This window comes from Mitsuaria sp. BK041, assembly GCF_014193085.1.
Classification (GTDB): Bacteria; Pseudomonadota; Gammaproteobacteria; order Burkholderiales; family Burkholderiaceae_C; genus Roseateles.
The window spans coordinates 1539335-1562896 of sequence record NZ_JACHYT010000002.1 but is presented as its reverse complement, the minus strand read 5'-3'; the positions used below and the strand labels follow the sequence as shown (position 1 = coordinate 1562896).

The following is a 23562-nucleotide window of genomic DNA, read 5'->3' as shown; positions in this document are numbered from 1 at the left end:
AAGTTCCGCCATGCAGCTCATCGGCATGCTCGACTCCCCCTACGTCCGCCGCGCCGCGATCGCGATGCAGCTGCTGGGCCTGCGCTTCGAGCACCGCTCGCTGTCGGTGTTCCGCACCTTCGACGAATTCAGCCGCATCAACCCGGTCGTCAAGGCGCCGACCTTCGTCTGCGACGACGGCACGGTGCTGATGGATTCGACGCTGATCCTGCAGTACGCGCAGTCGCTGTCGCCGGGACGGGCGCTGCTGCCGCCCAGCGATCCGGCGCTCAAGCGCGCGCTGCGGCTGATCGGCCTGGCGCTGGCGGCCACCGACAAGAGCGTGCAGGCGGTGTACGAGCAGCAGCTGCGCCCGGACGACAAGCAGCATGCGCCCTGGCTCGAGCGGGTGGGCGCCCAGCTGCGCGCCGCGCTGCTGGAGCTCGAGGCGGAGATGGGCAAGGCGCCGCTCTCGGCCGAGCGCGACGCGATCGGCCTGGCGGGCATCACGATCGGGGTGATGTGGGAATTCGTCCGGCAGATGACGCCGGAGCTGTTGCCGCCGGCGGAGCGGCTGCAGACGCTGATCGCCTATGCGACCGAGGTCGAGCAGCTGCCCGAGTTCCGCGCCGCGCCTCACGGCGACGGCCTCGTCCAGCCCTGCGGGGGCTGAACGAGGCCGGGGACGCGTCAGCGTGTCGCCGCGGCGGGACCGCCGCCGGTGCGCGGGAGGCTCTTGATCAGGTGATTGAGCAGCAGCGCGATCACGATCAGCACCGTCAGCCCAAAGGCCCAGGTGACCCATACCACCGGTACCAGCCAGCCGATCGCCGTCCCGGCCATCGGGGCGCCGGTGCCCGCCATCTCCATCAGCCAGCGCACGAAGGACTGGAGCATCTCGAGCAGCCCGGTGTCGAGGAAGGGCTCGGCCCAGGCCGGGAACTTGAACTCGACCGCGGCCTTGCCCAGCTCGGTGGCGCGGCCGGTGGAGAGCGCCTCCACCGTCCAGCGCACCAGGCCGGCCGCCGCCCAGGCCAGTCCGCTCCAGACCAGCGCGAACACGCCGGTCAAGGACCACAGCAAGGTCTTCATCGTCGCGCCGTCAGTCGTCGCTGGAGCCAGCGAAGCCGAAGATGCTCAGCAGGCTGGTGAACAGGTTGAACAGCGAGACGAACAGGCTGACCGTGGCCATCACGTAGTTCCGCTCGCCGCCGTTCACGATCATGCTGGTGTGGAACAGGATCATGCCCACCGACAGCAGCGCCACGACGCCCGAGACCACCATCGCCAGCATCGGCAGCTGGAAGAACAGGTTGGCCAGCGACGCCAGGATCGCGATGATCATGCCGGCGAACAGGAAGCCGCCCATGAAGCTGAAGTCCTTCTTGGTCGCCAGCACATAGGCCGACAGCACCAGGAAGGTCGCGCCGGTGGTGCCCAGCGCCAGGGCGATCGTGTTGGCGCCGCCGGGCAGGTTCAGGATGGCGCTCAGCAGCGGGCCCAGGGTGTAGCCCATGAAGCCGGTCAGCGCGAAGACCAGCGGCACCGACGCGGCGGAATGCTGCGTCTTGTGGATCGCGAACAGCAGGCCGAAGTAGCCGATGAGCGTCAGGATCATGCCCGGGGCGGGCAGCTTGAACGCCACCGCGGCCGCCGCCACCGCGCCGCTGAACAGCAGCGTCATCGACAGCAGCGCATAGGTGTTGCGCAGCACGCGCGCCACGTCGGCGCGCTGGGTGAAGACCGAATCGCCGCCGCTGGCGGTGGCGGGCGTCCAGGCCGAGGGGGACGCCGGATGTCGTTGGTAGTCGCTCATGACTGGTTCTCCTGGATCCGAGTGAGCCGTTGGACGGAACGCGCGCTCTCGCGCGCACGAGGTGCGGACCTTAACGCCGTCTTCACTTCGTATAAACCTGCTTCAATCTCATTCTGCTGAAGCAATTTCCGATTCGTTGTCCATCGGCGGTTCCTGCGTGCCGCGACGCTGCAGCAGCTTGGCCACCAGCGGATGGTTCTGGCCGCGACGCGAGTAGATCCCGTGCACGTCCTCGACGACCTCGGTCTGGCCCAGCAGGTGCAGGCCGGCCATCATCGACAGGTCGTCCGCGCCCAATCGGCTGACCGGGAAAACGCCCAGCCCGCGCGCGGCGAAGACGCTCATCAGCGCGCTGTCCTCGAACTCGCCGACGATCTGCGGACGGATGTGGTGCTGCTCGAACCAGCGCTCCAGGCCCGCGCGCAGCGAGGCGTGGCGCGTCGGCAGCAGCACCGGCAGCGTCTCCAGCACGTGAGGGAAGCCCTTGTTCGGCGCGCGACGGGCGCGCTCGACCAGTTCCGCGGGGCCGTACCAGTCGACCGAAGTGCTGGCCAGCAGCTGGCTGGTGATGCGCAGCGTCGGGTTCACCGGCGCGGGCTGGTCGGTGAGCACCAGGTCCAGGTGGTGCAGGGCCAGCTCGCCGATCAATTGGTCGACCTCGCCCTCATGGCAGACGAGGCGCAGGTTTGGCGTGTCCAGGACCGGCGCCAGCAGGGCATGGGCCGCCAGCTTGGACAGGCCGTCGGACAAGCCCACCGACAGGCGCTGCACGCGCTGCGTGGCCGCCTCGTGGACCTCGTGCGCCACCATCTGGCCGATCTGGAAGATCTCCTCGGCGCGGGCGAAGGCGGCTTGGCCGGCCTCGGTCAGCACCAGGCCTCGGCCTTCCGGCTTGAGCAGCTGATGGCCCAGCGAGCGCTCGAGCTCCCGCACCTGCGCGCTGATCGTCTGCACCGCCATGCCGAGGCGATCCGCCGCCCGGGCGAAGCCGCCCTCCTTGGCGACGACCCAGAAGTAGTGCAGATGGCGGTAGTTGAGGGCAGACATGAGAGGGCCTCCGAGAAAAACGAAGCCGGATCATAAATAACTTCGCTTAAACGGAAGTTAAGAAAGACTTGTCGAAGGTTTTTCCGACGAGCCAACAAATCCGGTGCGCGTGGATTCGCCACTTGGCGGCGCAACGCTTCGCGCGTTTGACGCGCGCATCTTCACGCATTCTTCACGTCGCACTTCGATTCTTGTGCGGCCAGCGGTTCGGAAAAGCAGAACGCGCCGGCGGCCTCCCGGCCCCGGCGCGTTCGTCCGCCGCGGAATTCCCGCAGCGCGCTCCTCGGTCAGACGGCGTCCAGGCCCGCCTTCAGGTCGTCGCGCAGGTCCTCGAGGTCCTCGATGCCGGCGGAGATCCGCACCAGCGAATCGGTGATGCCCAGCCGCGCCCGCGTCTCCACCGGGATCGACGCGTGCGTCATCAGCGCGGGCAGCGAGATCAGGCTCTCGACGCCGCCCAGGCTCTCGGCCAGCGAGAAGATCCGCACCCGCTCCAGGAAGCGGCGCGCGCCGGCCAGGTCGGTATCGAGCTGGACGCTGATCATCCCGCCACCGCCGCGCATCTGGCGCTGGGCGAGCGCCTGCTGCGGATGGCTTTCCAGGCCCGGATAGTGGACACGGCGCACCTTGGGCTGGCCTTCCAGCCAGCGGGCGAGCTCCAGCGCGCTCTCGTTGTGGCGCGCCATGCGCAGCGCCAGCGTCTTGAGCCCGCGCAGCGCGAGGAAGCTGTCGAAGGGGCCGGCGACCGAGCCCACCGCGTTGTGCAGGAACTCGAGCTGCTCGCGCAGCGCCGCCTGACGCTGCTCGCCCCCGACCACGACCACGCCGGAGATCACGTCGCTGTGCCCGTTGAGGTACTTCGTCGCCGAATGCATCACCGCGTCGAAGCCCAGTTCCAGGGGACGCTGCGCCCAGGGGCTGGCGAAGGTGTTGTCGGCGATGGCCAGCGCGCCGTGCTCGCGCGCGATCTTCGCGACGGCGGCCAGGTCGGTCAGCTTCAGCAGCGGGTTGCTGGGCGTCTCGATCCAGATCATCTTCGTCTCGGGCCGCAGCGCGGCGCGGACGTTCTCAGGATCGCTGCTGTCGACGTAGCTCACCTGCAGGCCGGCGCTGCGCTTGCGCACGCGCTCGAACAGCCGGTAGCTGCCGCCGTAGAGGTCGTCGCCCGCGACGATGTGCGAGCCCGCGTCCAGCGTGTCCAGCACCGTCGCCATCGCGGCCAGGCCGGACGAGAAGGCGTAGCCCTGCACGCCGCCCTCCAGGCTGGCGATCGCGCGCTCATAGGCCTGGCGGGTCGGGTTGTGGGTCCGGCCGTATTCGTAGCCCTGATGGACGCCGGGGCTCTGCTGGCGGTAGGTCGAGGTCGCGTAGATCGGCGGCATCACCGCGCCGGTCAGCGGGTCGGGGCGTTGGCCGCCATGGATCGCGCGGGTGTCGAAGCGCAGGTCGGCGTCGGCCGGATGGTCGTTGTCTTTCTCGGGGGAATGGCTCATGACAAGCCCTTTCGCAGGTGGTTCAACAGGTCGAAGCGGGTGACGAGGCCGTGGAAGCTGCGATCGTCGGCGATCACGGCCACCAGGCCCTTGCGCAGCTGCGCGATCAGGTCGGACAGCGGCGCGCCCGGCGGCAGCGTCTGCACATCATGGCTCATCGCGCTGTCGACGCTGTCCTTGAAGTGGCGCGCGTCCATGTGCATCTGCGCGAGCAGGTCGGACTCGTCCAGCAGGCCCACCAGCTTCCCGTCCTTGAGCACCGGCAGCTGCGAGACCTCGGCCTGGCGCATGCGCGAGAAGGCGGTGGCCAGGGTGTCCTCGGGGCTGACGCTGATGACGGCGCCATCCTCCGGCCGCCGCGCGATCAGGTCGCGCAGGTCGCCCTTGCTCTCGCGCTTGAGCAGGCCCTGGTCGAACATCCACGGGTCGTTGTAGACCTTGGAGAGGTAGCGGGTGCCCGTGTCGCAGACCAGCGTCACCACGCGCTTGGGCGTGGTCTGCGCGCGGCAGTACTTCAGCGCCGCGGCCAGCAGCGTGCCGGTGGACGAGCCCGCCAGGATGCCCTCGGCGCGGTACAGGTCGCGCGCGGTGGCGAAGCTCTCCTCGTCGGTGATCGCGTAGGCGTGGCGCACGCCGCTCAGGTCCGCGATCGGCGGCACGAAGTCCTCGCCGATGCCCTCGACGGCCCAGGAGCCGGCCTCGCCGAAGCTGCCGGTCTCGATGAAGTCCTTGAGGATGGAGCCGGCCGGATCGGCCAGCACCACGTCCAGGCCCGGCCGGACCTTGGCGAAGAAGCGCGACAGGCCGGTGATGGTGCCGCCGGAGCCGACGCCGCAGACCAGCGCGTCGATCCGGTGGCCGACCTGCTGCCAGATCTCCGGACCGGTGGTGGTCTCGTGCGCGAGCGGGTTGTTGGGGTTGTTGAACTGGTCGGCGTACCAGGCGCCGGGGAGGTCCCGGACCAGGCGCGCGGCGCGGTCCTGGTAGTAGTCGGGGTGGCCCTTGCCGACGTCGGAGCGGGTGATGTGCACCTCGGCGCCGAGCGCCTTGAGCTGCAGCACCTTCTCGGCCGACATCTTGTCCGGCACGACCAGCACGACCCGGTAGCCCTTCGCCCGCGCGACCAGCGCGAGCCCGAGCCCGGTATTGCCGGCCGTGGCCTCGACGACGGTGCCGCCGGGCGGGAGCAGGCCGTCGCGTTCGGCCGCCTCGATCATCGACAGGCCGATGCGGTCCTTGATCGAGCCGCCGGGGTTCTGCGATTCCAGCTTCAGGAAGAGCTGGCAGGGGCCGGTGTCGAGCCGGTTCACCGGCACCAGCGGCGTGTTGCCGATCAGGTCCAGCACGGCGGGGCGGTCGGGCCGCTCGATCGCTGGCGACGCGGTGGGGGAAGAGGTCTCCTTGGCACTCATGGGCGCTCCTTGTGATCCTGGTGGGATGGTCGGGCGACGCGTCCGGCGGGGTGGTACCGGACGCGGGCAAACCGCGCAGCCTATCCGCCGGGAGCGGGTCGCTCCAAGCGCGGTTGTCGCCGCAGCTTATCCGCTTCGCTTCGTTCCCGGCGTGGCGCCACGTCCCTACCCTTCATCCGTGTCGTCCAGCATGAGGAAGCCCAAGACCCAGCCATGAACTGACCCTTGTCATCCGATGCGAGCAGCGCCCCGGCTTCGGCCGGGGCGTTTGTTTTTGGGGGCGGCACCACTGGAGTCGGTGGGCCGGTCCGGCAGCGGCATAGGAACAGGCCACTGACGGCGGGGGCGAGGCGGCGCAAGCTGGCGCCTTCGCAATCCGATGCGCGTGTCGAGTCACTGATCCGGCTTCAGTGATGCCGCCTCGGAGCGACTCGTGAAAAGGAAGATCATGCTTGACCAAGCCCTCTATCAACGCGCCCTCGAGCTCTCCGACACACCCATGAGCCCCCAGGAGATGGTGACCTTGGCGATGAAGACCTACATCGCCATCCAGGCGGCGCATCGATTGGCCGATCTTGGCGGCTGCGCGCCGGACATGGAGGACATTCCTCGCCGTCGCTGGGATCCGGAGGTTCCCGAATGAGCACCTGCATCGTTGTCGATTCCTCGATCTGGATCGAGCACTTCCGCCGCAGTAATCCACGATTGCTTGAGCTCCTCAAGGACCATCGCGTAGTCACTCATGAGCTTCTCATTGGTGAGCTGCGTTGCGGCACACCGCCCGTACCGCGATCAGCCACCTTGCAGCTTCTTGCGAACCTGCTCCAGATCGAATCCGTCGATATCGACGAAGTTCTGACGGTGGTCGAAGAACGGAGGATGTACGGCTCCGGCTGCGGCTTGGTCGACATGGCCGTCCTGGTGGCCACGCTCAGGACGCCGGAAGCCAGGCTCTGGTCGAAGGACAAGAAGATGCAACGCCTGGCGACGCTGCTCGGTATTCCGCTGATGGAGGGAGAGCCCGCGCCGAGATCCGTCCGGACCGCCGACCTCAGCGCTGCATGCCCCACCGCCTGACCGTCACGCGTTCGATCGTGCTGAACACCAGCCGCTCGACCAGCCATCCGATCAGGATCACCAGCGCGAGTCCCGCGAAGACGCGATCGGTCATCAGCTCGTTGCGGTTCTGGAAGATGTACCAGCCCAGGCCGCCCTGGCCCGAGGAGGCGCCGAAGAACAGCTCCGCGGCGATCAGCGTCCGCCACGCGAAAGCCCAGCCCACGCGCAACCCCGACAGGATGGCCGGCAGCGCCGCGGGCAGCAGGATCTGCGCGACATAGCGCGGTCCCCTGAGGCCATAGTTGCGGCCCGCCATGCGCAGGGTCTCGGGCACCGCCGCGAACCCCGCCGAAGCCGCCAGCGCCAGCGGCCACAGCACCGCATGGACCAGCACGAAGATCAGGCTCCCCGAGCCCAGTCCGAACCACAGCAGCGCCAGCGGCAGCAGCGCGATCGCGGGCAGCGGATTGAACATCGCCGTCAGGCTGGACAGCAGGTCCCGGCCCCAGCGCGACGAAGTGGCCAGCGCCGTCAAGCCCAGCGCGAGCGTCACGCCCAGCGCATAACCCTGCAGCAGCAGCCTCAGCGAGATGAACGCCCGCTGCAGCAACTCCCCGCTGGCGAGCCCCTCCCACAGGGCGCTCGCGGCCGCGGTGAAGGTCGGCAGCAGCAGGTCGTTGCCGGCGGCGCGCGCGGCGATCTCCCACAACGCGGCCAGCAGCGCCAGCAGCGCGGCCTGGCGCCAGGCGCTCGAGTCCAGCGCGCGCCGCCACAGCGGCACGGGCGTCGCCTCGACCGGCGGGGCATCGGTCAGCGCGAATTCGCGCTCGGCTCGCGCGGCAGGGTCCAGCAGCCGAGAGGTCGGCAACGCGGTCACGGTCATCGCGCCTCCTCAAGTCAGGGCCGCGGCCCGTTCAGCAGCCACCGGCTCGCTGATCGCATCGACCGCCTCCCGGTCGCCGAACAGCAGTCGTTCGATGCGATTGGCCTGCGCGGCCCGCTGCGCCGGCGTGAGCCCTTGCGCATTCAACTCCGCCCGCACCCGTCCCGGATGCGGCGACAGCACCAGCACCCGGTGCCCGACGATCAAGGCCTCCTCGATCGAATGGGTCACGAAGAGCAAGGTGAAGCGCTCCTGCTCCCACAGCGCCAGCAGCTCGTCCTGCATGCGACGTCGGGTCAGCGCATCCAGCGCGGCGAAGGGCTCGTCCATCAACAGCACGCGCGGCTTCATCGCCAGCGCGCGGGCGATCGCGACGCGCTGCTTCATGCCGCCGGACAGCTGATGCGGATAGGCCGACGCGAAGTCCGCCAGGCCCACGCGGGCGAGCCAGTCCCGCGCCTGCTCCAGCGCCGCCTTGCGCGGCAGCGAACCCGAGGCGATCAGCGGGAACGCGACGTTTTCCAGCACCGTCTTCCACGGCGGCAGTTGGTCGAATTCCTGGAACACCGCGATGCGGTCCGGCCCGGGTCCGTCGATCGGCCGGCCGTCGACCAGGATCCGGCCCTCGGCGGGCGCGATGAAGCCGCCGACCGCCTTCAGGAGCGAGGACTTCCCGCAGCCCGACGCGCCAAGCAGCACGAAGCGCTCCGACGGCAGCACGTCGAAACCGACGCGATGGGTCGCGCGGATCGGGCCGCGTTCGCCGCGGTATTCGAGGCTGACGCCTTCCACCCTCAGCCGCGCCTGCTGCGCCAGCGGCACGCCCGCCGCCTGGCCGCCGGCCTCGCACACCTCGCAGCCAAGCCGGGTGTCGATCGCGTCGAGCCGCTCCAGCACCGCGCTCATGCTCAGCTCCCCGCCGCGTTGTGCGGATCGTCGAAGAAGTAATCCTGCGCGGAGGCCGGCTTGTTTTTGATCGCGCCGATCCGATGCATGAAGGACGCCAGCGCGAAGGTGTTCTGCGGCGTGATCTTGAACTGCACCTCCGGGTTCTTGATCACCTTCAGCAGCAGGTCCTTGGGCACCTTGGAGTTCTCGTTGCGGATGTAGATGTCGGCCGCGCGCTCGGGGTGCTTCGCGATGAAGTCCGCCGCCTCGGCCAGCGCGCCGACGAAGGCCTTGTAGGTCTTCGGGTTGTCGCGCCGGAACTTCTCCGTCGTGTACAGCACCGTGGCCGACGCCGGCCCGCCCAACACCTCGTAGCTGCTGAGCACCACATGCACGTTGGGATTGCCCGCCAGGCCCTGTTCCTGGAACGGCGGGTTGCCGAAGTGGGCGTTGATCTCGGTGCCGCCCTTGATCAGCGCCGCGGTCGCTTCCGGATGCGGCAAGGCGACCTGCAGGCGGTCCAGCCGGTTGAACTGTGCATCGCCCCAGCGCCTGGCCGAGGCCAGCTGCAGGATGCGCGACTGCACCGACACACCCACCGCCGGCAGCGCGATGCGGTCCTTGTCGCTGAAGTCGTCGATGCTCTTGACGGCGGGATTGCTGCTGGTCAGGTAGTACGGGAAGTTGCCCAGCGAGGCGATGCCGCGCACGTTCTGCCGCCCCTGCGTCTTGTCCCACAGCGTCAGCAGCGGGCCGACGCCCGCGCCGGCGATGTCGATGCTGCCGGACAGCAGCGCCTCGTTGATCGCCGGTCCGCCGGACAGCTGCACGCGCTCGACCTGGATGTCGACGCCGGCGGCCTTGCCGTGCTTCTCGATCAGCTGCTGATCCTGGGCGACGTTGAGCAGCAGGTAGACGATGCCGAACTGCTCGGCGATGCGGAGCTTGCCTTCCGCCTGCGAGGCGGTGCCGGCCAGCGCGAGCGCCAGTCCGAGGGCGGCCATCAGGGGTTTCTTGAAGGAAGAGGTCATGGCAGGGAAGTGGAGGCGGGTGAAGCACGCGAAGGGGTGGGTCATCCCACCGGAGCGTCGCCCTCGATGGTGGTGCGGTGGAGGTGGCGGCGCAGGGAGTCCGGACAGCCCGCGGCCAGGTGCAGCAGCGAGCGGTTGTCCCAGAACACCAGGTCGTGCGCCTGCCAGCGGTGGCGGTAGACGATGCTCTCCCGGCTGCTGTGCTGGAAGAGCTGCGCCAGCAGGTCGCGGCTTTCGTCCTCGGGCAGGTCCAGGATGCGCGTCGTGAAGTGCTCGCTGACGAAGAGCGCGCGTCGGCCGGTCTCCGGGTGAATGCGCACGACCGGCTGCGACACCGGCTTGACCTCGGCGATCTGCGCCGGCGTCAGCTTCGGGCGCCAGGGATTGCGCGCCCGCAGTTCCTCGTACTTCGCCAGGTAGCTGTGCTCCGCGCGCTTGCCGGCGATCGCGGTCTTCAGCGCCAGCGGCAGGCCGTCATAGGCGAGATGCTGGTTCGCGAACAGCGTGTCGCCGCCCTCCGCGGGCAGTTCCTGCGCATGCAGCAGCGAGCCCAGGCTGGGGCGCTCCTTGTAGGAGAGGTCGGAATGCCAGTACTGGCCGGCGTCGCCCAGCCCGACCGGCTGGCCCTGCGCATCGCGGAGGTTGGACACCTGCAGGATCTCCGGATGGCCCGGCAGCTGGAAATTGCGCAGCACATGGATCTGCAAGGGCCCCCAGCGCCGGCTGAAGGCGATGTGCTGCGCGGGCGTGATGCGCTGGTCGCGGAAGACCAGGACGTGGTGGTCCAGGTGCGCGCGGTGCAGTCGCGCGAAGTCGGCGTCGTTCAGCGGCCGCGCCAGGTCGAGCCCCAGCACCTCCGCGCCAAGCGGCGCGTCGAAGGCCTGGACCTCGAAGGCCTGCGAGGGCGCGTCGGCGTCTTCCACGAACGCGGCGGGCCGCAGGGGCGGGACGGTCAGGGGCGGGGCGAGGGCTGTCATGGGCGCCGACTCTAGGCAGCGCGCTTCCTCGCCGGAACGAAGGTCCTGGCATGTCCAACTGCGCCCATCGCATATCGAAGCCAGTCCGGCGGCGGGTGCGTCAGTCGCCCGGCGGGGCGCCCGATGTCCCGCGTCATCGAGGCGGAAAGCCCCGTTTGCAATCCAGTTACAGGCAGCTGCGTATAGTGTCGTCCTTCCCTATCTGGGTGAGACCACAACCAAAATGAGCCATCGCTCCCCCATGAAACAAGTCATCTGCGTCAAGTGGGGCACCGCTTACGGCCCGGAATACGTCAACCGCCTCTACGGCATGCTGCGCCGGCATGTGACCGGCGATTTCCGCCTGGTCTGCCTGACCGACAACGCCGAGGGCCTGCGCCCGGAGGTGGACGCTTACCCGCTGGAGGAACTCGGCTGCGAATGGCCGAAGAAGTCCCTGGGCAAGTGGCGCAAGCTGGTGATGTGGAGCGCCGACCTGGGCGAGAAGACCGGCCTGTCCGGCCCGGTGCTGTTCATCGACCTGGATTCGGTGATCGTCGACAACATCGACGGCTACTTCACCCACGGCCATCCCGACGACGTGGTGCTGGCCCGCAACTGGGCCAAGCCGATGCAGCGCCTGGGGCAGACCTCCGTGTTCCGCTTCCCGGTCGGCAAGTACCCGCACATCATCGAGAAATTCCGCGCCGACCCCCAGGCCGTGGCCGACAAGCATGGCTTCGAGCAGCACTGGGTGACGGCCTCGGTGCCCGGCGGCATCAAGTTCTGGCCGCACCTGTGGACGCGCCATTTCCGCCTGCACTGCCTGCCGGCCTTCCCGCTGCGCTACTTCAAGCCGGCCAAGCTGCCGGCCGGCGCGCGCATCGTGACCTTCCCGGGCGGACCGAATCCGGCCGACGTCATGCTGGGCCGCTGGAACACCCAGGACCCGCCGCACGAGAAGCCGTGGGACCACTTCCGCGCCGCGTTCGCCGGCGGCGTCAAGCACCGCTGGCGCCACCTGCGCAGCTACGTGCTGCCCACCCCCTGGCTCACCCAGCATTGGGTGGAGTGACCCCCGCCGGGGGGGCGCGGCCCTCACTGGGCCGATTCGGGGCGGGCCAGGTCCTGGATGACCTCCAGCGCGGTCTTGACCTTGAAGGGCTTGAGCATGATGCGGCGCACCTGCAGCTCCTTGTAGAGCTGCGCGGTGGGCAGGTCGCAGGCCTCGGCGGTCAAGGCCACCGGGGTGGACGGCGGGCAGCGCAGGGCGCCGGCGCGCACGCTCTGCAACAGCGCGAGCGCGTCCAGCCCCTGGCCGATGTCCAGCAGCAGGCCGTCCATCGACTGGTGCTCCAGCAGGCGCTGCGCCGCCTCGAGGCTGCTGGACTCATGCACCTGCGCGATGCCCAGCTGCCGCGCGACCATCGCGACCGTGCGGCGGAACAGCGAATGCGGGTCGACCAGCAGCAGCTGGGGCGGCGCGACGGCGCTCATGAATCCGACTCCGCGGCCTTCCCGAGCAGTTCGGAGACCACCACGTCCCGCAGGCTCATGAGGATGGCCAGGTCGGTGTCGTCCAGCGCGCGGCGACGCCGATCGATCAGGCACAGGGTGCCGACACGGACGCCAGGGCGGATCTCCAGCGGCGCGCCGGCGTAGAAGCGGATGTGCGGCGGCCCCAGCACCATCGGGTTGTCCGCGAAACGCGGATCCTGGGTGGCATCGGACACCACCATCACCTCCGACACATGGATGGCATGGCCGCAGAAGCTGCTGCGCCGGTCGGTCTCGCACACCGCCAGCCCGAAGCGGGCCTTGAACCACTGGCGGTCGTCGTCGACCAGGCTGATCAGCGCGATCGGCACGCCGAATTCCTCGGCGGCGAACTCGACGATGCGATCGAAGCGCTCCTCGGGCGGCGTGTCCAGGATCAGCAGCTCGCGCAGCGCCTGGATCCGCTCCGCTTCGTTCGCGGGGATCGGGGCAGTCATCATGGAGGCGGTTCCTCGCTCTGGCGGTGGGGTTCGTGCTCCCTGCGCAGCCTAGCGGACTCCCCCACCGCCCGCCATCGCCCTCGTCCATCGGAGGGAGGACAGCGCGGCACGTCGCACGCGGCCGGTGGCCGCCCATATGAGCCGGCCGACGCTGCTCACTTGCATTCCGCATTGGCGATGACGAGCGACCCGCACCAGACTCCGTTTCACGGGGCGCGCCCATGTCGCCCCCGCCGGCGGCGGCAGTAGGGCCGCCGGGAAGGCATGGTGAAAGCCCAGGTCGCGACCGGGCGCCGCCCTCGGGGTCTTGGGGGAGGCGCTTCCGGCGGAGCCCGATCGCGGTCCTGGCGCCTTTCATCCCACTCGCCTCGCATATTCGATATGCGAGATAAGCAAATGCTCAAACAATCGTTCCTGGAATAAGGACTGTTTGGCAAGCTTCGCAGCCCGACCTTCAACGTCGCCGGCCCCCGCCTGCTTGCCATGCTCCAGAACAACGCCCACAAGAACCGCTCCCTGTTCTCCGCCACGCGCCGCCGGGCGCTGCTGCTGGCCGCCGCGACGCCGCTGCTGGGCGTGCCGATGCTGGCGTCGGCCGAGCAGCCGACGACGCTGCTGAACGTCTCCTACGACGTGGCGCGCGAGCTCTACAAGCAGATCAATCCGGCCTTCGTCGCCGCGTACAAGGCCAAGACCGGCCAGACGATCACGGTGAACCAGTCGCACGGCGGCTCGTCCAAGCAGATCGGCTCGGTGATCGGCGGGCTGGAGGCGGACGTGGTCACGATGAACCAGGCCACCGACGTCGACACGCTGGCCGAGAAGGGCCTGACCGGCGCCGACTGGCGCAGCAAGTTCCCCAACGGCGCCGCGCCCTACAGCTCGACCATGCTGTTCCTGGTGCGCAAGGGCAATCCCAAGGGCATCAAGGACTGGGCCGACCTGGCCCGTCCCGGCATCTCGGTGATCATTCCCAACCCCAAGGTGACCGGCAACGGCCGCTACGGCTACCTGGCCGCCTGGGGCAGCGTCATCGCCAAGGGCGGCAGCGACGCGCAGGCCCGGGACTTCGTCTCCAAGGTGCTGGCCAACGTGCCGGTGCTGGACGGCGGCGGCCGCGGCGCCACCACCACCTTCACCCAGCGCGGCATCGGCGACGTGCTGCTGACCTTCGAGTCCGAGGCCGAGCTCATCGAGAACGAATTCGGCAAGGGCAACTTCGAGGTGGTCGCGCCCAGCATCTCGGTCGAGGCCGACGCGCCGGTGGCCATCGTCGACAAGGTCGTCGCCAAGAAGGGCTCGGCCGCGCTGGCCAAGGCCTACCTGGACTTCCTCTGGACGCCGGAGGGCCAGGAAATCATTGCCCAGAACAACTTCCGCCCGCGCGATCCGGCGATCTTCAAGAAGCACGAGAAACGCTACGCGCCGATCAAGCTGTTCAGCGTCGACCAGACGCTGGGCGGCTGGGCCAAGGTCGGCAAGACGCACTTCGCCGACGGCGGCACCTACGACCAGATCATGGCCGCGCGCCGCTGATCGAAGCCCGCGCCGTCCGCCCTCCCCGCCGACTCCTGACCGACTGATCCGATGAACACCGCCGTGCTCCCCGCGACGCAGGCCGCCCCGGCGCCCGCCCGCAAGCGACGCCGCGTGCTGCCCGGCTTCGCGCCGACGCTGGGCTTCACGCTCTTCTATCTCTCGCTGCTGGTGCTGATCCCGCTGTGCGCGGTCTTCCTGAAGTCCGCCGGCCATGGCGTCGAGGCCTTCTGGGCCGCGGCCACCTCGCCGCGCGTGCTGGCGTCCTACCGCCTGAGCTTCGGCGCGGCGCTGCTGGGCGCCTTCATCAACGTGATCTTCGGCTTCATCCTGGCGTGGTCGCTGGTGCGCTACGACTTCTGGGGCAAGAAGCTGGTGGACGCGCTCATCGACCTGCCCTTCGCCCTGCCCACCGCCGTGGCCGGCATCGCGCTGACCGCGCTGTACGCGCCCAACGGCTGGATGGGCCAGTGGCTGGAGCCGCTGGGCATCAAGGTCGCCTTCACGCCGCTGGGCGTGCTGGTGGCGCTGATCTTCATCGGCCTGCCCTTCGTCGTGCGCACGGTGCAGCCGGTGCTGGAGGACCTGGACACCGAGCTCGAGGAAGCCGCCGCCTCGCTGGGCGCGCACCGCTGGCAGGCCTTCCGCCTGGTGGTGCTGCCGATGCTGACGCCGGCGCTGCTGACCGGCTTCGCGCTGGCCTTCGCGCGGGCCGTGGGCGAATACGGCTCGGTCATCTTCATCGCCGGCAACATGCCGATGGTCAGCGAGATCACGCCGCTGATGATCATCACCAAGCTCGAGCAGTACGACTACGTCGGCGCCACCGCGATCGCGGTGGTGATGCTGGTGTTCTCCTTCGTGCTGCTGCTGGGCATCAACGGACTGCAGGCCTGGAGCCTGCGCCGCAACGGACTGGACGGGAAGCGCTGACATGGCCGGATCCGCCGCATCGCTCGGCCGGGCCCGCTCGGCCGGTCACTATCAAGGCAACCCCGCCACCGCGGAAAAGCGCTGGGTGCGCTACACGCTGCTGACGCTGGGGCTGGCCTTCTTCGCGCTGTTCCTGCTGCTGCCGCTGGCCGCCGTCTTCACCGAGGCGCTGCGCAAAGGCTGGGACACCTACCTGGCTTCGCTGATCGAGCCCGACGCCGTCTCCGCGATCAAGCTGACGCTGATCGCCGCGGTCATCGCGGTGCCGCTGAACGTCGTCTTCGGCGTCAGCGCCGCGTGGGCGATCACCAAGCACGACTTCCGCGGCAAGCAGCTGCTGATCACGCTGATCGACCTGCCGTTCTCGGTCTCGCCGGTGGTGGCGGGCCTGATCTACGTGCTGATCTTCGGCGCGCAGGGTTGGTTCGGGCCCTGGCTCGCGGAGCACGACATCAAGATCATCTTCGCCGTCCCCGGCATCGTGCTGGCCACGGTCTTCGTGACCTTCCCCTTCGTCGCGCGCGAGCTGATCCCGCTGATGCAGGCGCAGGGCCGCGATGAAGAAGAAGCCGCCACAGTGCTGGGCGCCAGCGGCTGGCGCACCTTCTGGCATGTGACGCTGCCCAACATCAAGTGGGGCCTGCTCTACGGCGTGATCCTGTGCAACGCGCGCGCCTTCGGCGAGTTCGGCGCGGTGTCGGTGGTCTCGGGCCATATCCGCGGCCAGACCAACACGCTGCCGCTGCAGGTCGAGATCCTCTACAACGAATACCAATTCGCCGCGGCCTTCGCCGTCGCGTCGCTGCTCGCGCTGCTGGCGCTGGTCACGCTCGGACTCAAGCAGTTCGTCGAGTGGCAGGCCTCGCGCAATGTGATCAAGGAAGAAGCATGAGCATCCAGGTCCGCAACATCCACAAGTCCTTCGGCAGCTTCACCGCGCTGGGCGACGTCAGCCTGGACTTCCCCACCGGCGAGCTGACCGCGCTGCTGGGTCCCTCGGGCTGCGGCAAGACCACGCTGCTGCGCATCATCGCGGGCCTGGAGACCGCCGACCGCGGCCAGGTGCTGCTCGACGGCGCCGACGCCTCCGACACCCACGTGCGCGAGCGCGAGGTCGGTTTCGTGTTCCAGCACTACGCGCTGTTCCGCCACATGACGGTGTTCGACAACGTCGCCTTCGGCCTGCGCGTGAAGCCGCGCAAGCAGCGCCCGCCCGAGTCGGAGATCAAGCGCAAGGTCCACGAGCTGCTGCAGCTGGTGCAGCTGGACTGGCTGGCCGATCGTTATCCGCCACAGCTGTCCGGCGGCCAGCGCCAGCGCATCGCGCTGGCCCGCGCGCTCGCCGTCGAGCCGCGCGTGCTGCTGCTGGACGAGCCCTTCGGCGCGCTCGACGCCAAGGTGCGCAAGGAGCTGCGCCGCTGGCTGCGCCGCCTGCATGACGAGCTGCACATCACCAGCATCTTCGTCACGCACGACCAGGAAGAGGCGCTGGAAGTGGCCGACCGCGTCGTGCTGATGGACCACGGCCGCGTGGAGCAGGTCGGCTCGCCGACCGAGGTCTACCAGCGTCCGGCCACGCCCTTCGTCTACGGCTTCCTCGGCGCGGTCAACCGCTTCGAAGGCCGCGTGGACAGCGGCATCGTGCGCGTCGGCGACCAGACGCTGGCGCAGGGCGCCGGCGCCGCGATCGAAGGTGCCCAGCAGGGCCTGGTGCAGGCCTACGCGCGCCCGCACGAGCTGGTGATCATCCCGGCGCAGGACGCACCCGGCCTGCCCGCCACCGTCGAGCGCGTGCTGGCCTTCGGCGCCGCCGCGCGCGTGGAACTGCGCGGCGCCTCCGGCGAGCACCTGGAAGCGGAACTCAGCCGCGAGCAGGCCGAGGCGCTGCAGCTGGCCTCGGGCCAGCGCGTCCGCCTGCAGGCCTCGCGCCTGAGCCTGTTCGGCATCGATCAGGCTGCTTGATCCCCCTCGATCAGCGAGCCGCAGAGCGCGCGATCCCTCGAGTCCTCCGACCATGAATCTCCAACAGCTCCGCATCGTCCGGGAGGCGGTGCAGCAGAACTTCAACCTGACCGAGGTGGCGGCGGCGCTGTTCACCTCGCAGTCGGGCGTCAGCAAGCACATCAAGGACCTGGAGGACGAGCTCGGCGTCGAGCTCTTCCAGCGCCGCGGCAAGCGGCTGCTCGGGCTGACCGAGCCGGGCAAGGAGTTGGCGGTCGTCGTTGACCGCATGCTGCAGGACGTGCGCAACATCAAGCGGCTGGCGCAGCAGTTCAGCAGTGCGGATCAAGGCCAGCTGACGATCGCCACCACGCACACGCAGGCGCGCTACGCGCTGCCGCAGGTGGTGGCGCGCTTCAAGGCGGCCTACCCGCGCGTGCACCTGGTGCTGCACCAGGGCAGTCCGTCGGAGATCGTCTCGCTGCTGCAGTCGGGCGAGGCCGACATCGGCATCGCCACCGAGGCGCTCGGCAAGGACGACGCCTTCGTCACCTTCCCGTTCTACGAATGGCGCCATGCGGTGGTCGTGCCCGAGGGCCATGCGCTCACGCGCCAGCCGCTGACGCTGGAGGCGCTGGCCGAGCAGCCGCTGATCACCTATCACGAGGGCTACACCGGCCGCGCCCGCATCGACGCGAGCTTCGCCGCCGCCGGCCTGGCGCCCGACGTGGTCATGTCGGCGCTCGATGCGGACGTCATCAAGACCTACGTGCAGATCGGGCTGGGCGTGGGCGTCATCGCGGCGATGGCCTTCGAGCCGGGTCGCGACTCGGGCCTGCAGCTGATCGACGCGAGCCACCTGTTCCCGCCCAACACGACGCGCATCGCGCTCAAGCGCGGTCACTACCTGCGCGGCTTCGCCTATCGCTTCCTGCAGGAATGCGTGGCCGAGCTGACCGAGGACGCGGTCCGCGAGGCGATGGATCCCGACGCCTGACGCTGGAGCGCAGGCGCGTCGTGCCTGCATTGCTCATGCGGGCGCCGCGGGATTGCTTATCGGAATTTGTTGGAGGACATCGGCGGCGCGGATTCGAATAATCAATCCGCATAAGCAAGCCGCTTTCGCGACGTTCATCGAATGCCGTCGAGGCCGGCGAGCCCTCCCCCGATGTGACTGCCGACGATGAACTTCCAGCAACTCCGATCCGTCCGCGAGGCCCAGCGCCGCAACTTCAACCTGACCGAGGTGGCGCAGGCGCTGCACACCTCGCAGCCCGGCGTGAGCCGGCAGATCCGCGAGCTCGAGGACGAGCTCGGCATCGACATCTTCGTGCGCGCCGGCAAGCGCCTGACGGGCCTGACCGAGCCGGGCCGCAACGTGATGCCCATCGTCGAGCGGCTGCTGCGCGAGGCCGAGAACCTGCGCCGCGCCGGCGAGGACTTCGCCCGCGCCGACAGCGGCCATCTGCGCATCGCCGCCACGCACAGCCAGGCGCGCTACGCGCTGCCGCCGGCGGTGCGCGATTTCCGCGAGTCCCATCCCGAGGTCAGCCTGCAGTTCACGCAGGGCTCGCCGCAGCAGGTCGCACGGCTGCTGATCGACGGCGAGGCCGACATCGGCATCGCGACCGAAGCGCTGGCGCTGCATCCGCAGCTGCTGACGCTGCCGTGCTACCGCTGGACCCACACGGTGCTGGTGCCGCCGGGCCATCCGCTGGACGCCGAGGCCAGCGCCGGCACGCCGCTGACGCTGGAGCGTCTGGCGGAGTTCCCGGTCATCACCTACGAGACCGGCTACACCGGCCGCTCGCACATCGACGACGCCTTCGCGGCGGCCGGGCTCGACCTCAACGTCGTGCTGGTGGCGATGGACGCGGACGTGATCAAGACCTACGTCGAGCTCGGGCTGGGCGTGGGCATCGTCGCGGCGATCGCCTACGACGAGGAGCGCGACCGCCATCTGCGCGCGATCGATGCGCGCCATCTCTTCGCCGACAACCTGACGCGGCTCGCGGTGCGGCGGGATGCCTACCTGCGCGACTATGTCTACGCCTTCATCGAGACCTTCGCGCCGCCGCTGACGCGTGACCTGGTCGAGCAGGCGCGGGTGTCGCCCAACGGGTCGGACTGAGGGCCACGCGGAAGCTCCGGCTGAGCGGCGGAGTGAGGACCGCCGGGGGTGCCGGAAGAAAATCCGCATGTGCATAACCGGACCGCACAACAAAGCAAAGCAGAAACGATTGCTTCATCGACCTGAGGGCGCTTCCTAGAGTGACGGGCTCACCTGTTCACTCCCACGAGGAAGTCTCTTGAAGCCCTTCGTCGAGCACGCGGCCCGCCTCACCGGATCGGCCGCCACGCTGGCCGCCGCACTGGCGGCCGCATCTCCCATCGCCGTCCTTTCCATCGCTGTCCTGCCCGTCGGCAGCGTTCACGCCCAGGTTCCGGCCACGGCGCCCGCCCAGGACGCCAGTCCGGCCAAAGATCCCAAGGACTCCAAGGCGGTCAACGACGCGAAGGACGCGCCCTTGCCGTCGGTGGTCGTCACCGGCTCGCGCATCTCGCGCGTCAACAGCGAAGGACCGAGCCCGGTCACCGTCATCAAGTCGGAGGACCTGGACCGGCTCGGCTACAAGAACGTCTCCGACGCGCTGAGCGGCCTGACCGAAAACACCGGCTTCACGCAGGGCGAGGATTTCGGCAACACCTTCACGCCGGCGGCCAATGCGATCAGCCTGCGCGGCCTGGGGCCCAACCACACGCTGGTGCTGGTCAACGGCCGACGCGTCGCCGACTACCCGACCGCCTACGAGGGCTCGGTCAACTTCGTCAACATCGCCAACATCCCGTCCGCGCTGATCGACCGCATCGAGGTGCTCAGCGGCGGCGCGTCCTCGGTCTACGGCTCGGACGCGATCGCCGGCGTGGTCAACATCGTGCTGAAGAAGCGGGTCGAGGGCGTCTCGGTGAACCTGCGCGCCGGCGGCACGCAGCGCGGCGGCGGGGAGAACGCCCGCGCGCAGGTCACCGGCGGCTTCGACGGCGGCCGGCTGCAGGGCGTGTGGGGCGTCGAGCTCAGCGGCCGCGAGCCGATCTGGAGCCGGCAGCGCGACTTCATGGCCGACACCACCCTGAGCGGCGCGGCGCCGACGGTGGTCTTCGGCCGCCGCAACGCGTCCGGCGGCGCCTACCTCACGCCCAGCGACGGCTGCGCCGCGGCCGGTGGGCTCTTCGAGGGCTCGGTCGCGCCTTATCAAGCCAGGAACGGCACCTACTGCGGCAGCGGTCGGGCCTCGCCGACCTACTGGACCACGCAGACCGGCAACCGCAGCGCGCAGGCGGCCGGGGGCCTGACCTGGCAGCTAGATGGCGGGCTGGAGCTGTTCGCCGAAGGCCAGTTCGGCTGGGCGCGGACCGAGAACAACACCCGCGGTCCGAGCTGGACCTCGGACGCCGCCGGCAAGGGCTACTTCCGCAATGCCGCGACCGGCCAGCTGGAGATCTGGACCCGGCGCTTCGCGCCCGAGGAACTGGGCGGCGTGGACCGCTTCAACCGCCAGTGGCGAGACGCGACGCACAACGTGGCGGTCGGCGCGCGCGGGGAGCTCACCGGCAGCTGGACCTTCGAGGTCGCGGCCAACAGCTCCTACTACCTCAACCGCACCACGACCCCGCGCCTGACGGCCGGCATCGAGTCCCTGCTGCTCGGCCCGCGCATCGGGACGGACGCGGACGGCGTGGCGATCTACTCGGCCGATCCGGCGCGGCTGTTCCGCCCGCTCACGCCGCAGGAGATCGACAGCGTCAGCGACCGCAGCTGGACGCGCAACGCGAGCTGGAACCAGCAGCTGAGCGCCTCTGCGAGCGGCGAGTGGTTCCGGCTGCCCGGTGGTCCGGTGCGGGCCGCGGTGGTGGCGGAGGCCGGCACGCAGGGCTTCCGCAACGAGGCCGACCCGCGACTGGGGCAGGGCGTCTTCTACAACACCAGCGCCTCGCCGACGGTGCGCGGCACGCGCGAGCGCCTGGCGCTGGGCGGTGAGTTGAACGCGCCGATCACCCGGCAGCTGACGGCCACCGTCGCCGCGCGCCATGACCGTTATGAATTCGCCGGCCGCAGCGACGGCAGCACGACCTACAACGCCGGCCTGGAGTTCCGGCCGCTGTCCACGCTGCTGCTGCGCGCGCAGCACGCAACCAGCTTCCGCGCGCCGGACATGAATTACATCTTCGCGCAGCAGACCAAGGGCTACTACTCGTCGTCGACCGACTACTACCGCTGCGCGCAGGCCGGCCAGCCGCTGTCGCAATGCGATTTCGCCGGCGTGTCACCAGGCTTCAACTACGTGCGCACCGGCTCGTCGGACCTGAAGTCCGAGCGCGGCCGCTCCTGGGGACTGGGCGCGGTGTGGCAGCCGGCCGCGTCCTTCGATCTCTCGGTGGACCTGTGGAAGATCGCCATCCGCGACCTGGTCACCGACCTCAGCGCCGACGGCGTGCTGCGCACCGAGGCGGACTGCCGCACCGGCGTGAAGGACGCGCAGTCGCCGACCTGCCAGGACGCCGTGGCGCGGGTGCGCCGCAATCCGCTGGATGCGCTCGTGCGGCCGGGCGAAGTGGCGGAGATCCGCGTCAACCCGATCAACGCGGCCAATGAATCGACCTGGGGCGTGGACATCGGCGCGCGCTACAGCTGGACGACGGCGACCTGGGGCCGCTGGACGGCCGACGCGAAGTACACGCGGGTCAAGAGCTTCAAGTACCAGCAGTTCGCCGGCGACGACAACCGCAACCTGGTGGGCACGCCGGACTTCAGCGACTGGCCGAGCAAGCTCAACGCCAGCCTGTCCTGGCAGGTCGGCGACTGGACGCACACGCTGGCCGCGCAGCGCAACGGCCGCATCGCCCGCGAGGCGCAGGACGGCTGGCTGGGCCCGTACTGGAACGTCAACGCGAGCACCGCCTGGCAACTGGACAAGCGCACCCGCGTCAGCGTCATCGTCAACAACCTGTTCGACAGCATCCGCCGCGATCCCAGCGCGACCTGGCCGTACTACCCGGTCGGCTACTACCTGCCGCATGGGCGGCAGGGCTGGATCGAGCTGGACTACCGCTTCGGCGGCTGAGCGCGGCGGCCCCTCCCGTCGATCCGACTGCTGGCGCGACCCCGCGCTGGCTTGCGGGCCGCTCCTCACGAGGGAGCGGCCCTTTTTCCAGGCCAGGCTGCAAAGCAAAGCAGATCTTCTTCGTTCCCTTGGACGGTGCGCTTGCCTACATTGGGCGCTCCCCTCAACCCCCCGTGAAGAGAAGACTCCCGTGAACGCACTCCGACGCACCGTCTCGCTGCTTGCCACCGCCGCTCTGCTGGGGGGTGCCGCGCTGATGCCCCAGGCCCATGCGCAAGGCGCGGTCACGCTGCTCAACGTCTCCTACGACCCGACGCGCGAGCTGTACCAGGACTTCAACGCCGCGTTCGCGAAGTACTGGAAGGCCAAGACCGGCGAGACCGTGACGGTGAAGAACTCGCACGGCGGCTCGGGCAAGCAGGCGCGCTCGGTCATCGACGGCCTGGACGCCGACGTGGTGACGCTGGCGCTGGCCTACGACATCGACGCGCTGCACGACCACGGCAAGCTGCTGCCCGCCGACTGGCAGAAGCGCCTGCCGAGCAACGCGTCGCCGTACACCTCGACGATCGTCTTCCTGGTGCGCAAAGGCAATCCGAAGCACATCAACGACTGGCCGGACCTGGCGCGTGGCGGCATCGACGTGATCACGCCCAATCCGAAGACCTCGGGTGGCGCGCGCTGGAACTACCTGGCGGCCTGGGCCTATGCGCTGAAGCAGCCGGGCGGCAACGCCGAATCGGCCAAGGCCTTCGTCAAGCGGATCTATGCCAACACCAAGGTGCTGGATTCCGGCGCGCGCGGCTCGACGACGACCTTCGTCGAGCGCGGCATCGGCGACGTGCTGATCGCCTGGGAGAACGAGGCCTACCTGGCGGTGAAGGAGCTGGGGCCGGACAAGTTCCAGATCGTCACGCCCAGCCTGTCCATCCTGGCGGAGCCGCCGGTGTCGGTGGTGGACAAGACGGTGGACAAGAAGGGCACGCGCAAGGTGGCGCAGGCCTACCTGGAGTACCTGTATTCGCCGGAGGGCCAGGAGATCGCCGCGAAGAACTACTACCGTCCGCGTGACCCGAAGGTCGCCGCCAAGTACGCCAAGCAGTTCGCGCCGGTGAAGCTGGTGACGATCGACGAGGTCTTCGGCGGCTGGCGCAATGCCCAGAAGACCCACTTCGACGACGGCGGCGTCTTCGACCAGATCAACGAGAAGCGCTGATCCGGCGCCTCGGGCAAGAACACCTGTTTGTCTCCTCGGTCGGTCTCGGGCGCCGCGCAAGCGGCGTCACAGGCAATCAGACCGTTCGCTCTGTGCGAGCAGCCCCGCTGGCGATGGCCGGTGGGGCTTTTTTTGTCCTGACGTTCTCGTAGCTACCCCATGAACATTCGTGAATGGGGAACGGCCCTTGCTGGCGGGAGACTCCGGAGCGCCGCGTCATCGCTGCGGCGCCCGCGCCTTCGCATCGTTGAA

The 23562-nt window shown here is 69.2% G+C and carries 23 protein-coding genes; 12 read left to right on the top strand and 11 right to left on the bottom strand.

The features are described 5' to 3' along the window. Positions 1 to 10 precede the first annotated feature (10 nt). Positions 11 to 652: a glutathione S-transferase family protein gene (locus FHT38_RS22800; RefSeq protein ID WP_183483653.1), complete on the top strand. Its 642-nt coding sequence runs from the start codon at positions 11 to 13 to the stop codon at positions 650 to 652. 17 nt (positions 653 to 669) lie between these two features. Here the strand turns inward: FHT38_RS22800 and FHT38_RS22795 are convergent, their stop codons facing one another. From FHT38_RS22795 to FHT38_RS22775, 5 genes are all read right to left on the bottom strand, one after another. Then, a complete protein-coding gene (locus FHT38_RS22795) occupies positions 670 to 1071 on the bottom strand; it encodes a hypothetical protein (RefSeq protein WP_147239832.1) in 402 nt (133 codons plus the stop codon). 10 nt (positions 1072 to 1081) lie between these two features. Then, complete coding sequence (locus FHT38_RS22790) at positions 1082 to 1795, bottom strand: Bax inhibitor-1/YccA family protein (RefSeq protein WP_091729789.1); 714 nt, start codon at positions 1793 to 1795, stop codon at positions 1082 to 1084. Between the two features lie 108 nt (positions 1796 to 1903). After that, a complete protein-coding gene (locus tag FHT38_RS22785) occupies positions 1904 to 2842 on the bottom strand; it encodes a LysR family transcriptional regulator (protein WP_183493316.1) in 939 nt (312 codons plus the stop codon). 287 nt (positions 2843 to 3129) lie between these two features. After that, positions 3130 to 4335, bottom strand: coding sequence for a PLP-dependent aspartate aminotransferase family protein (locus tag FHT38_RS22780; protein ID WP_183483649.1), 1206 nt, complete (start codon positions 4333 to 4335; stop codon positions 3130 to 3132). Next, the gene (locus FHT38_RS22775) at positions 4332 to 5747 is read right to left on the bottom strand and encodes a pyridoxal-phosphate dependent enzyme (RefSeq protein WP_183493315.1); all 1416 of its coding nucleotides are present in this window, start codon (positions 5745 to 5747) and stop codon (positions 4332 to 4334) included. Before FHT38_RS22775 ends, FHT38_RS22780 begins: the two co-directional genes overlap by 4 nt. A 433-nt stretch (positions 5748 to 6180) precedes the next feature. Here FHT38_RS22775 and FHT38_RS22770 point away from each other — a divergent pair, with 433 nt between their 5' ends. Then, on the top strand, positions 6181 to 6390 hold the full coding sequence (locus tag FHT38_RS22770; protein ID WP_147240975.1) for a type II toxin-antitoxin system VapB family antitoxin: 210 nt from the start codon (positions 6181 to 6183) through the stop codon (positions 6388 to 6390). After that, positions 6387 to 6824 (top strand): type II toxin-antitoxin system VapC family toxin, encoded by a 438-nt coding sequence (locus FHT38_RS22765; protein WP_183493314.1) that lies wholly within the window; start codon positions 6387 to 6389, stop codon positions 6822 to 6824. The genes FHT38_RS22770 and FHT38_RS22765 overlap by 4 nt, the downstream gene beginning before the upstream one ends. Here FHT38_RS22765 and FHT38_RS22760 read toward each other — a convergent pair. The 4 genes from FHT38_RS22760 to FHT38_RS22745 form a co-directional block, all read right to left on the bottom strand. Then, positions 6799 to 7689: an ABC transporter permease gene (locus tag FHT38_RS22760; RefSeq protein WP_091729769.1), complete on the bottom strand. Its 891-nt coding sequence runs from the start codon at positions 7687 to 7689 to the stop codon at positions 6799 to 6801. The genes FHT38_RS22765 and FHT38_RS22760 overlap by 26 nt on opposite strands. A gap of 9 nt (positions 7690 to 7698) precedes the next feature. Continuing rightward, positions 7699 to 8595 carry an ABC transporter ATP-binding protein gene (locus FHT38_RS22755; RefSeq protein ID WP_183493313.1) on the bottom strand — a complete coding sequence of 299 codons (897 nt, stop codon included), beginning with the start codon at positions 8593 to 8595 and terminating at the stop codon, positions 7699 to 7701. Positions 8596 to 8597: 2 nt separating this feature from the next. Further along, positions 8598 to 9581 carry an ABC transporter substrate-binding protein gene (locus FHT38_RS22750; RefSeq protein ID WP_222617131.1) on the bottom strand — a complete coding sequence of 328 codons (984 nt, stop codon included), beginning with the start codon at positions 9579 to 9581 and terminating at the stop codon, positions 8598 to 8600. 68 nt (positions 9582 to 9649) lie between these two features. Beyond that, positions 9650 to 10585 (bottom strand): TauD/TfdA family dioxygenase, encoded by a 936-nt coding sequence (locus FHT38_RS22745; protein ID WP_183493312.1) that lies wholly within the window; start codon positions 10583 to 10585, stop codon positions 9650 to 9652. Between the two features lie 241 nt (positions 10586 to 10826). On the opposite strand from FHT38_RS22745, the gene FHT38_RS22740 reads away from it, so the two are divergent. Further along, a complete protein-coding gene (locus FHT38_RS22740; protein ID WP_183493311.1) occupies positions 10827 to 11639 on the top strand; it encodes a glycosyl transferase in 813 nt (270 codons plus the stop codon). A gap of 23 nt (positions 11640 to 11662) precedes the next feature. Here FHT38_RS22740 and FHT38_RS22735 read toward each other — a convergent pair whose 3' ends face one another. Then, entirely contained in the window at positions 11663 to 12061 is a 399-nt protein-coding gene (locus FHT38_RS22735; RefSeq protein WP_183483642.1) for a response regulator, read from the bottom strand. Further along, positions 12058 to 12561, bottom strand: a complete 504-nt coding sequence (locus FHT38_RS22730) for a GAF domain-containing protein (RefSeq protein ID WP_183493310.1) — start codon at positions 12559 to 12561, stop codon at positions 12058 to 12060. Before FHT38_RS22730 ends, FHT38_RS22735 begins: the two co-directional genes overlap by 4 nt. 483 nt (positions 12562 to 13044) lie before the next feature. Between FHT38_RS22730 and FHT38_RS22725 the strand changes: the two genes are divergently transcribed. The 8 genes from FHT38_RS22725 to FHT38_RS22690 all read left to right on the top strand — a co-directional run bounded on the left by FHT38_RS22725 (position 13045) and on the right by FHT38_RS22690 (position 23310). Continuing rightward, the gene (locus tag FHT38_RS22725; protein ID WP_183493309.1) at positions 13045 to 14097 is read left to right on the top strand and encodes a sulfate ABC transporter substrate-binding protein; all 1053 of its coding nucleotides are present in this window, start codon (positions 13045 to 13047) and stop codon (positions 14095 to 14097) included. Positions 14098 to 14148: 51 nt separating this feature from the next. Then, positions 14149 to 15030, top strand: coding sequence for a sulfate ABC transporter permease subunit CysT (cysT, locus tag FHT38_RS22720; protein ID WP_091729746.1), 882 nt, complete (start codon positions 14149 to 14151; stop codon positions 15028 to 15030). Position 15031: 1 nt separating this feature from the next. Continuing rightward, a complete protein-coding gene (gene cysW / locus FHT38_RS22715) occupies positions 15032 to 15922 on the top strand; it encodes a sulfate ABC transporter permease subunit CysW (RefSeq protein WP_183493308.1) in 891 nt (296 codons plus the stop codon). Further along, the gene (locus FHT38_RS22710; RefSeq protein ID WP_183483639.1) at positions 15919 to 16992 is read left to right on the top strand and encodes a sulfate/molybdate ABC transporter ATP-binding protein; all 1074 of its coding nucleotides are present in this window, start codon (positions 15919 to 15921) and stop codon (positions 16990 to 16992) included. The genes cysW and FHT38_RS22710 overlap by 4 nt, the downstream gene beginning before the upstream one ends. A gap of 52 nt (positions 16993 to 17044) precedes the next feature. Continuing rightward, positions 17045 to 17968 (top strand): CysB family HTH-type transcriptional regulator, encoded by a 924-nt coding sequence (locus FHT38_RS22705; protein WP_147241232.1) that lies wholly within the window; start codon positions 17045 to 17047, stop codon positions 17966 to 17968. A gap of 186 nt (positions 17969 to 18154) precedes the next feature. Next, the gene (locus FHT38_RS22700; protein WP_183493307.1) at positions 18155 to 19102 is read left to right on the top strand and encodes a CysB family HTH-type transcriptional regulator; all 948 of its coding nucleotides are present in this window, start codon (positions 18155 to 18157) and stop codon (positions 19100 to 19102) included. 178 nt (positions 19103 to 19280) lie between these two features. Continuing rightward, positions 19281 to 22094, top strand: a complete 2814-nt coding sequence (locus tag FHT38_RS22695; RefSeq protein ID WP_183493306.1) for a TonB-dependent siderophore receptor — start codon at positions 19281 to 19283, stop codon at positions 22092 to 22094. A gap of 256 nt (positions 22095 to 22350) precedes the next feature. After that, on the top strand, positions 22351 to 23310 hold the full coding sequence (locus FHT38_RS22690; RefSeq protein WP_183484197.1) for a sulfate ABC transporter substrate-binding protein: 960 nt from the start codon (positions 22351 to 22353) through the stop codon (positions 23308 to 23310). Positions 23311 to 23562: the final 252 nt, after the last annotated feature.

Excerpts from the sequence above, each read along its gene's own strand:
- FHT38_RS22800 (WP_183483653.1), top strand. The coding sequence starts at position 11 with ATGCAGCTCATCGGCATGCTCGACTCCCCCTACGTCCGCCGCGCCGCG.
- FHT38_RS22795 (WP_147239832.1), bottom strand. The coding sequence starts at position 1,071 with ATGAAGACCTTGCTGTGGTCCTTGACCGGCGTGTTCGCGCTGGTCTGG.
- FHT38_RS22790 (WP_091729789.1), bottom strand. The coding sequence starts at position 1,795 with ATGAGCGACTACCAACGACATCCGGCGTCCCCCTCGGCCTGGACGCCC.
- FHT38_RS22785 (WP_183493316.1), bottom strand. The coding sequence starts at position 2,842 with ATGTCTGCCCTCAACTACCGCCATCTGCACTACTTCTGGGTCGTCGCC.
- FHT38_RS22780 (WP_183483649.1), bottom strand. The coding sequence starts at position 4,335 with ATGAGCCATTCCCCCGAGAAAGACAACGACCATCCGGCCGACGCCGAC.
- FHT38_RS22775 (WP_183493315.1), bottom strand. The coding sequence starts at position 5,747 with ATGAGTGCCAAGGAGACCTCTTCCCCCACCGCGTCGCCAGCGATCGAG.
- FHT38_RS22765 (WP_183493314.1), top strand. The coding sequence starts at position 6,387 with ATGAGCACCTGCATCGTTGTCGATTCCTCGATCTGGATCGAGCACTTC.
- FHT38_RS22760 (WP_091729769.1), bottom strand. The coding sequence starts at position 7,689 with ATGACCGTGACCGCGTTGCCGACCTCTCGGCTGCTGGACCCTGCCGCG.
- FHT38_RS22755 (WP_183493313.1), bottom strand. The coding sequence starts at position 8,595 with ATGAGCGCGGTGCTGGAGCGGCTCGACGCGATCGACACCCGGCTTGGC.
- FHT38_RS22750 (WP_222617131.1), bottom strand. The coding sequence starts at position 9,581 with ATGGCCGCCCTCGGACTGGCGCTCGCGCTGGCCGGCACCGCCTCGCAG.
- FHT38_RS22745 (WP_183493312.1), bottom strand. The coding sequence starts at position 10,585 with ATGACAGCCCTCGCCCCGCCCCTGACCGTCCCGCCCCTGCGGCCCGCC.
- FHT38_RS22740 (WP_183493311.1), top strand. The coding sequence starts at position 10,827 with ATGAAACAAGTCATCTGCGTCAAGTGGGGCACCGCTTACGGCCCGGAA.
- FHT38_RS22735 (WP_183483642.1), bottom strand. The coding sequence starts at position 12,061 with ATGAGCGCCGTCGCGCCGCCCCAGCTGCTGCTGGTCGACCCGCATTCG.
- FHT38_RS22730 (WP_183493310.1), bottom strand. The coding sequence starts at position 12,561 with ATGATGACTGCCCCGATCCCCGCGAACGAAGCGGAGCGGATCCAGGCG.
- FHT38_RS22725 (WP_183493309.1), top strand. The coding sequence starts at position 13,045 with ATGCTCCAGAACAACGCCCACAAGAACCGCTCCCTGTTCTCCGCCACG.
- cysT (WP_091729746.1), top strand. The coding sequence starts at position 14,149 with ATGAACACCGCCGTGCTCCCCGCGACGCAGGCCGCCCCGGCGCCCGCC.
- cysW (WP_183493308.1), top strand. The coding sequence starts at position 15,032 with ATGGCCGGATCCGCCGCATCGCTCGGCCGGGCCCGCTCGGCCGGTCAC.
- FHT38_RS22710 (WP_183483639.1), top strand. The coding sequence starts at position 15,919 with ATGAGCATCCAGGTCCGCAACATCCACAAGTCCTTCGGCAGCTTCACC.
- FHT38_RS22705 (WP_147241232.1), top strand. The coding sequence starts at position 17,045 with ATGAATCTCCAACAGCTCCGCATCGTCCGGGAGGCGGTGCAGCAGAAC.
- FHT38_RS22700 (WP_183493307.1), top strand. The coding sequence starts at position 18,155 with ATGAACTTCCAGCAACTCCGATCCGTCCGCGAGGCCCAGCGCCGCAAC.
- FHT38_RS22690 (WP_183484197.1), top strand. The coding sequence starts at position 22,351 with ATGCCCCAGGCCCATGCGCAAGGCGCGGTCACGCTGCTCAACGTCTCC.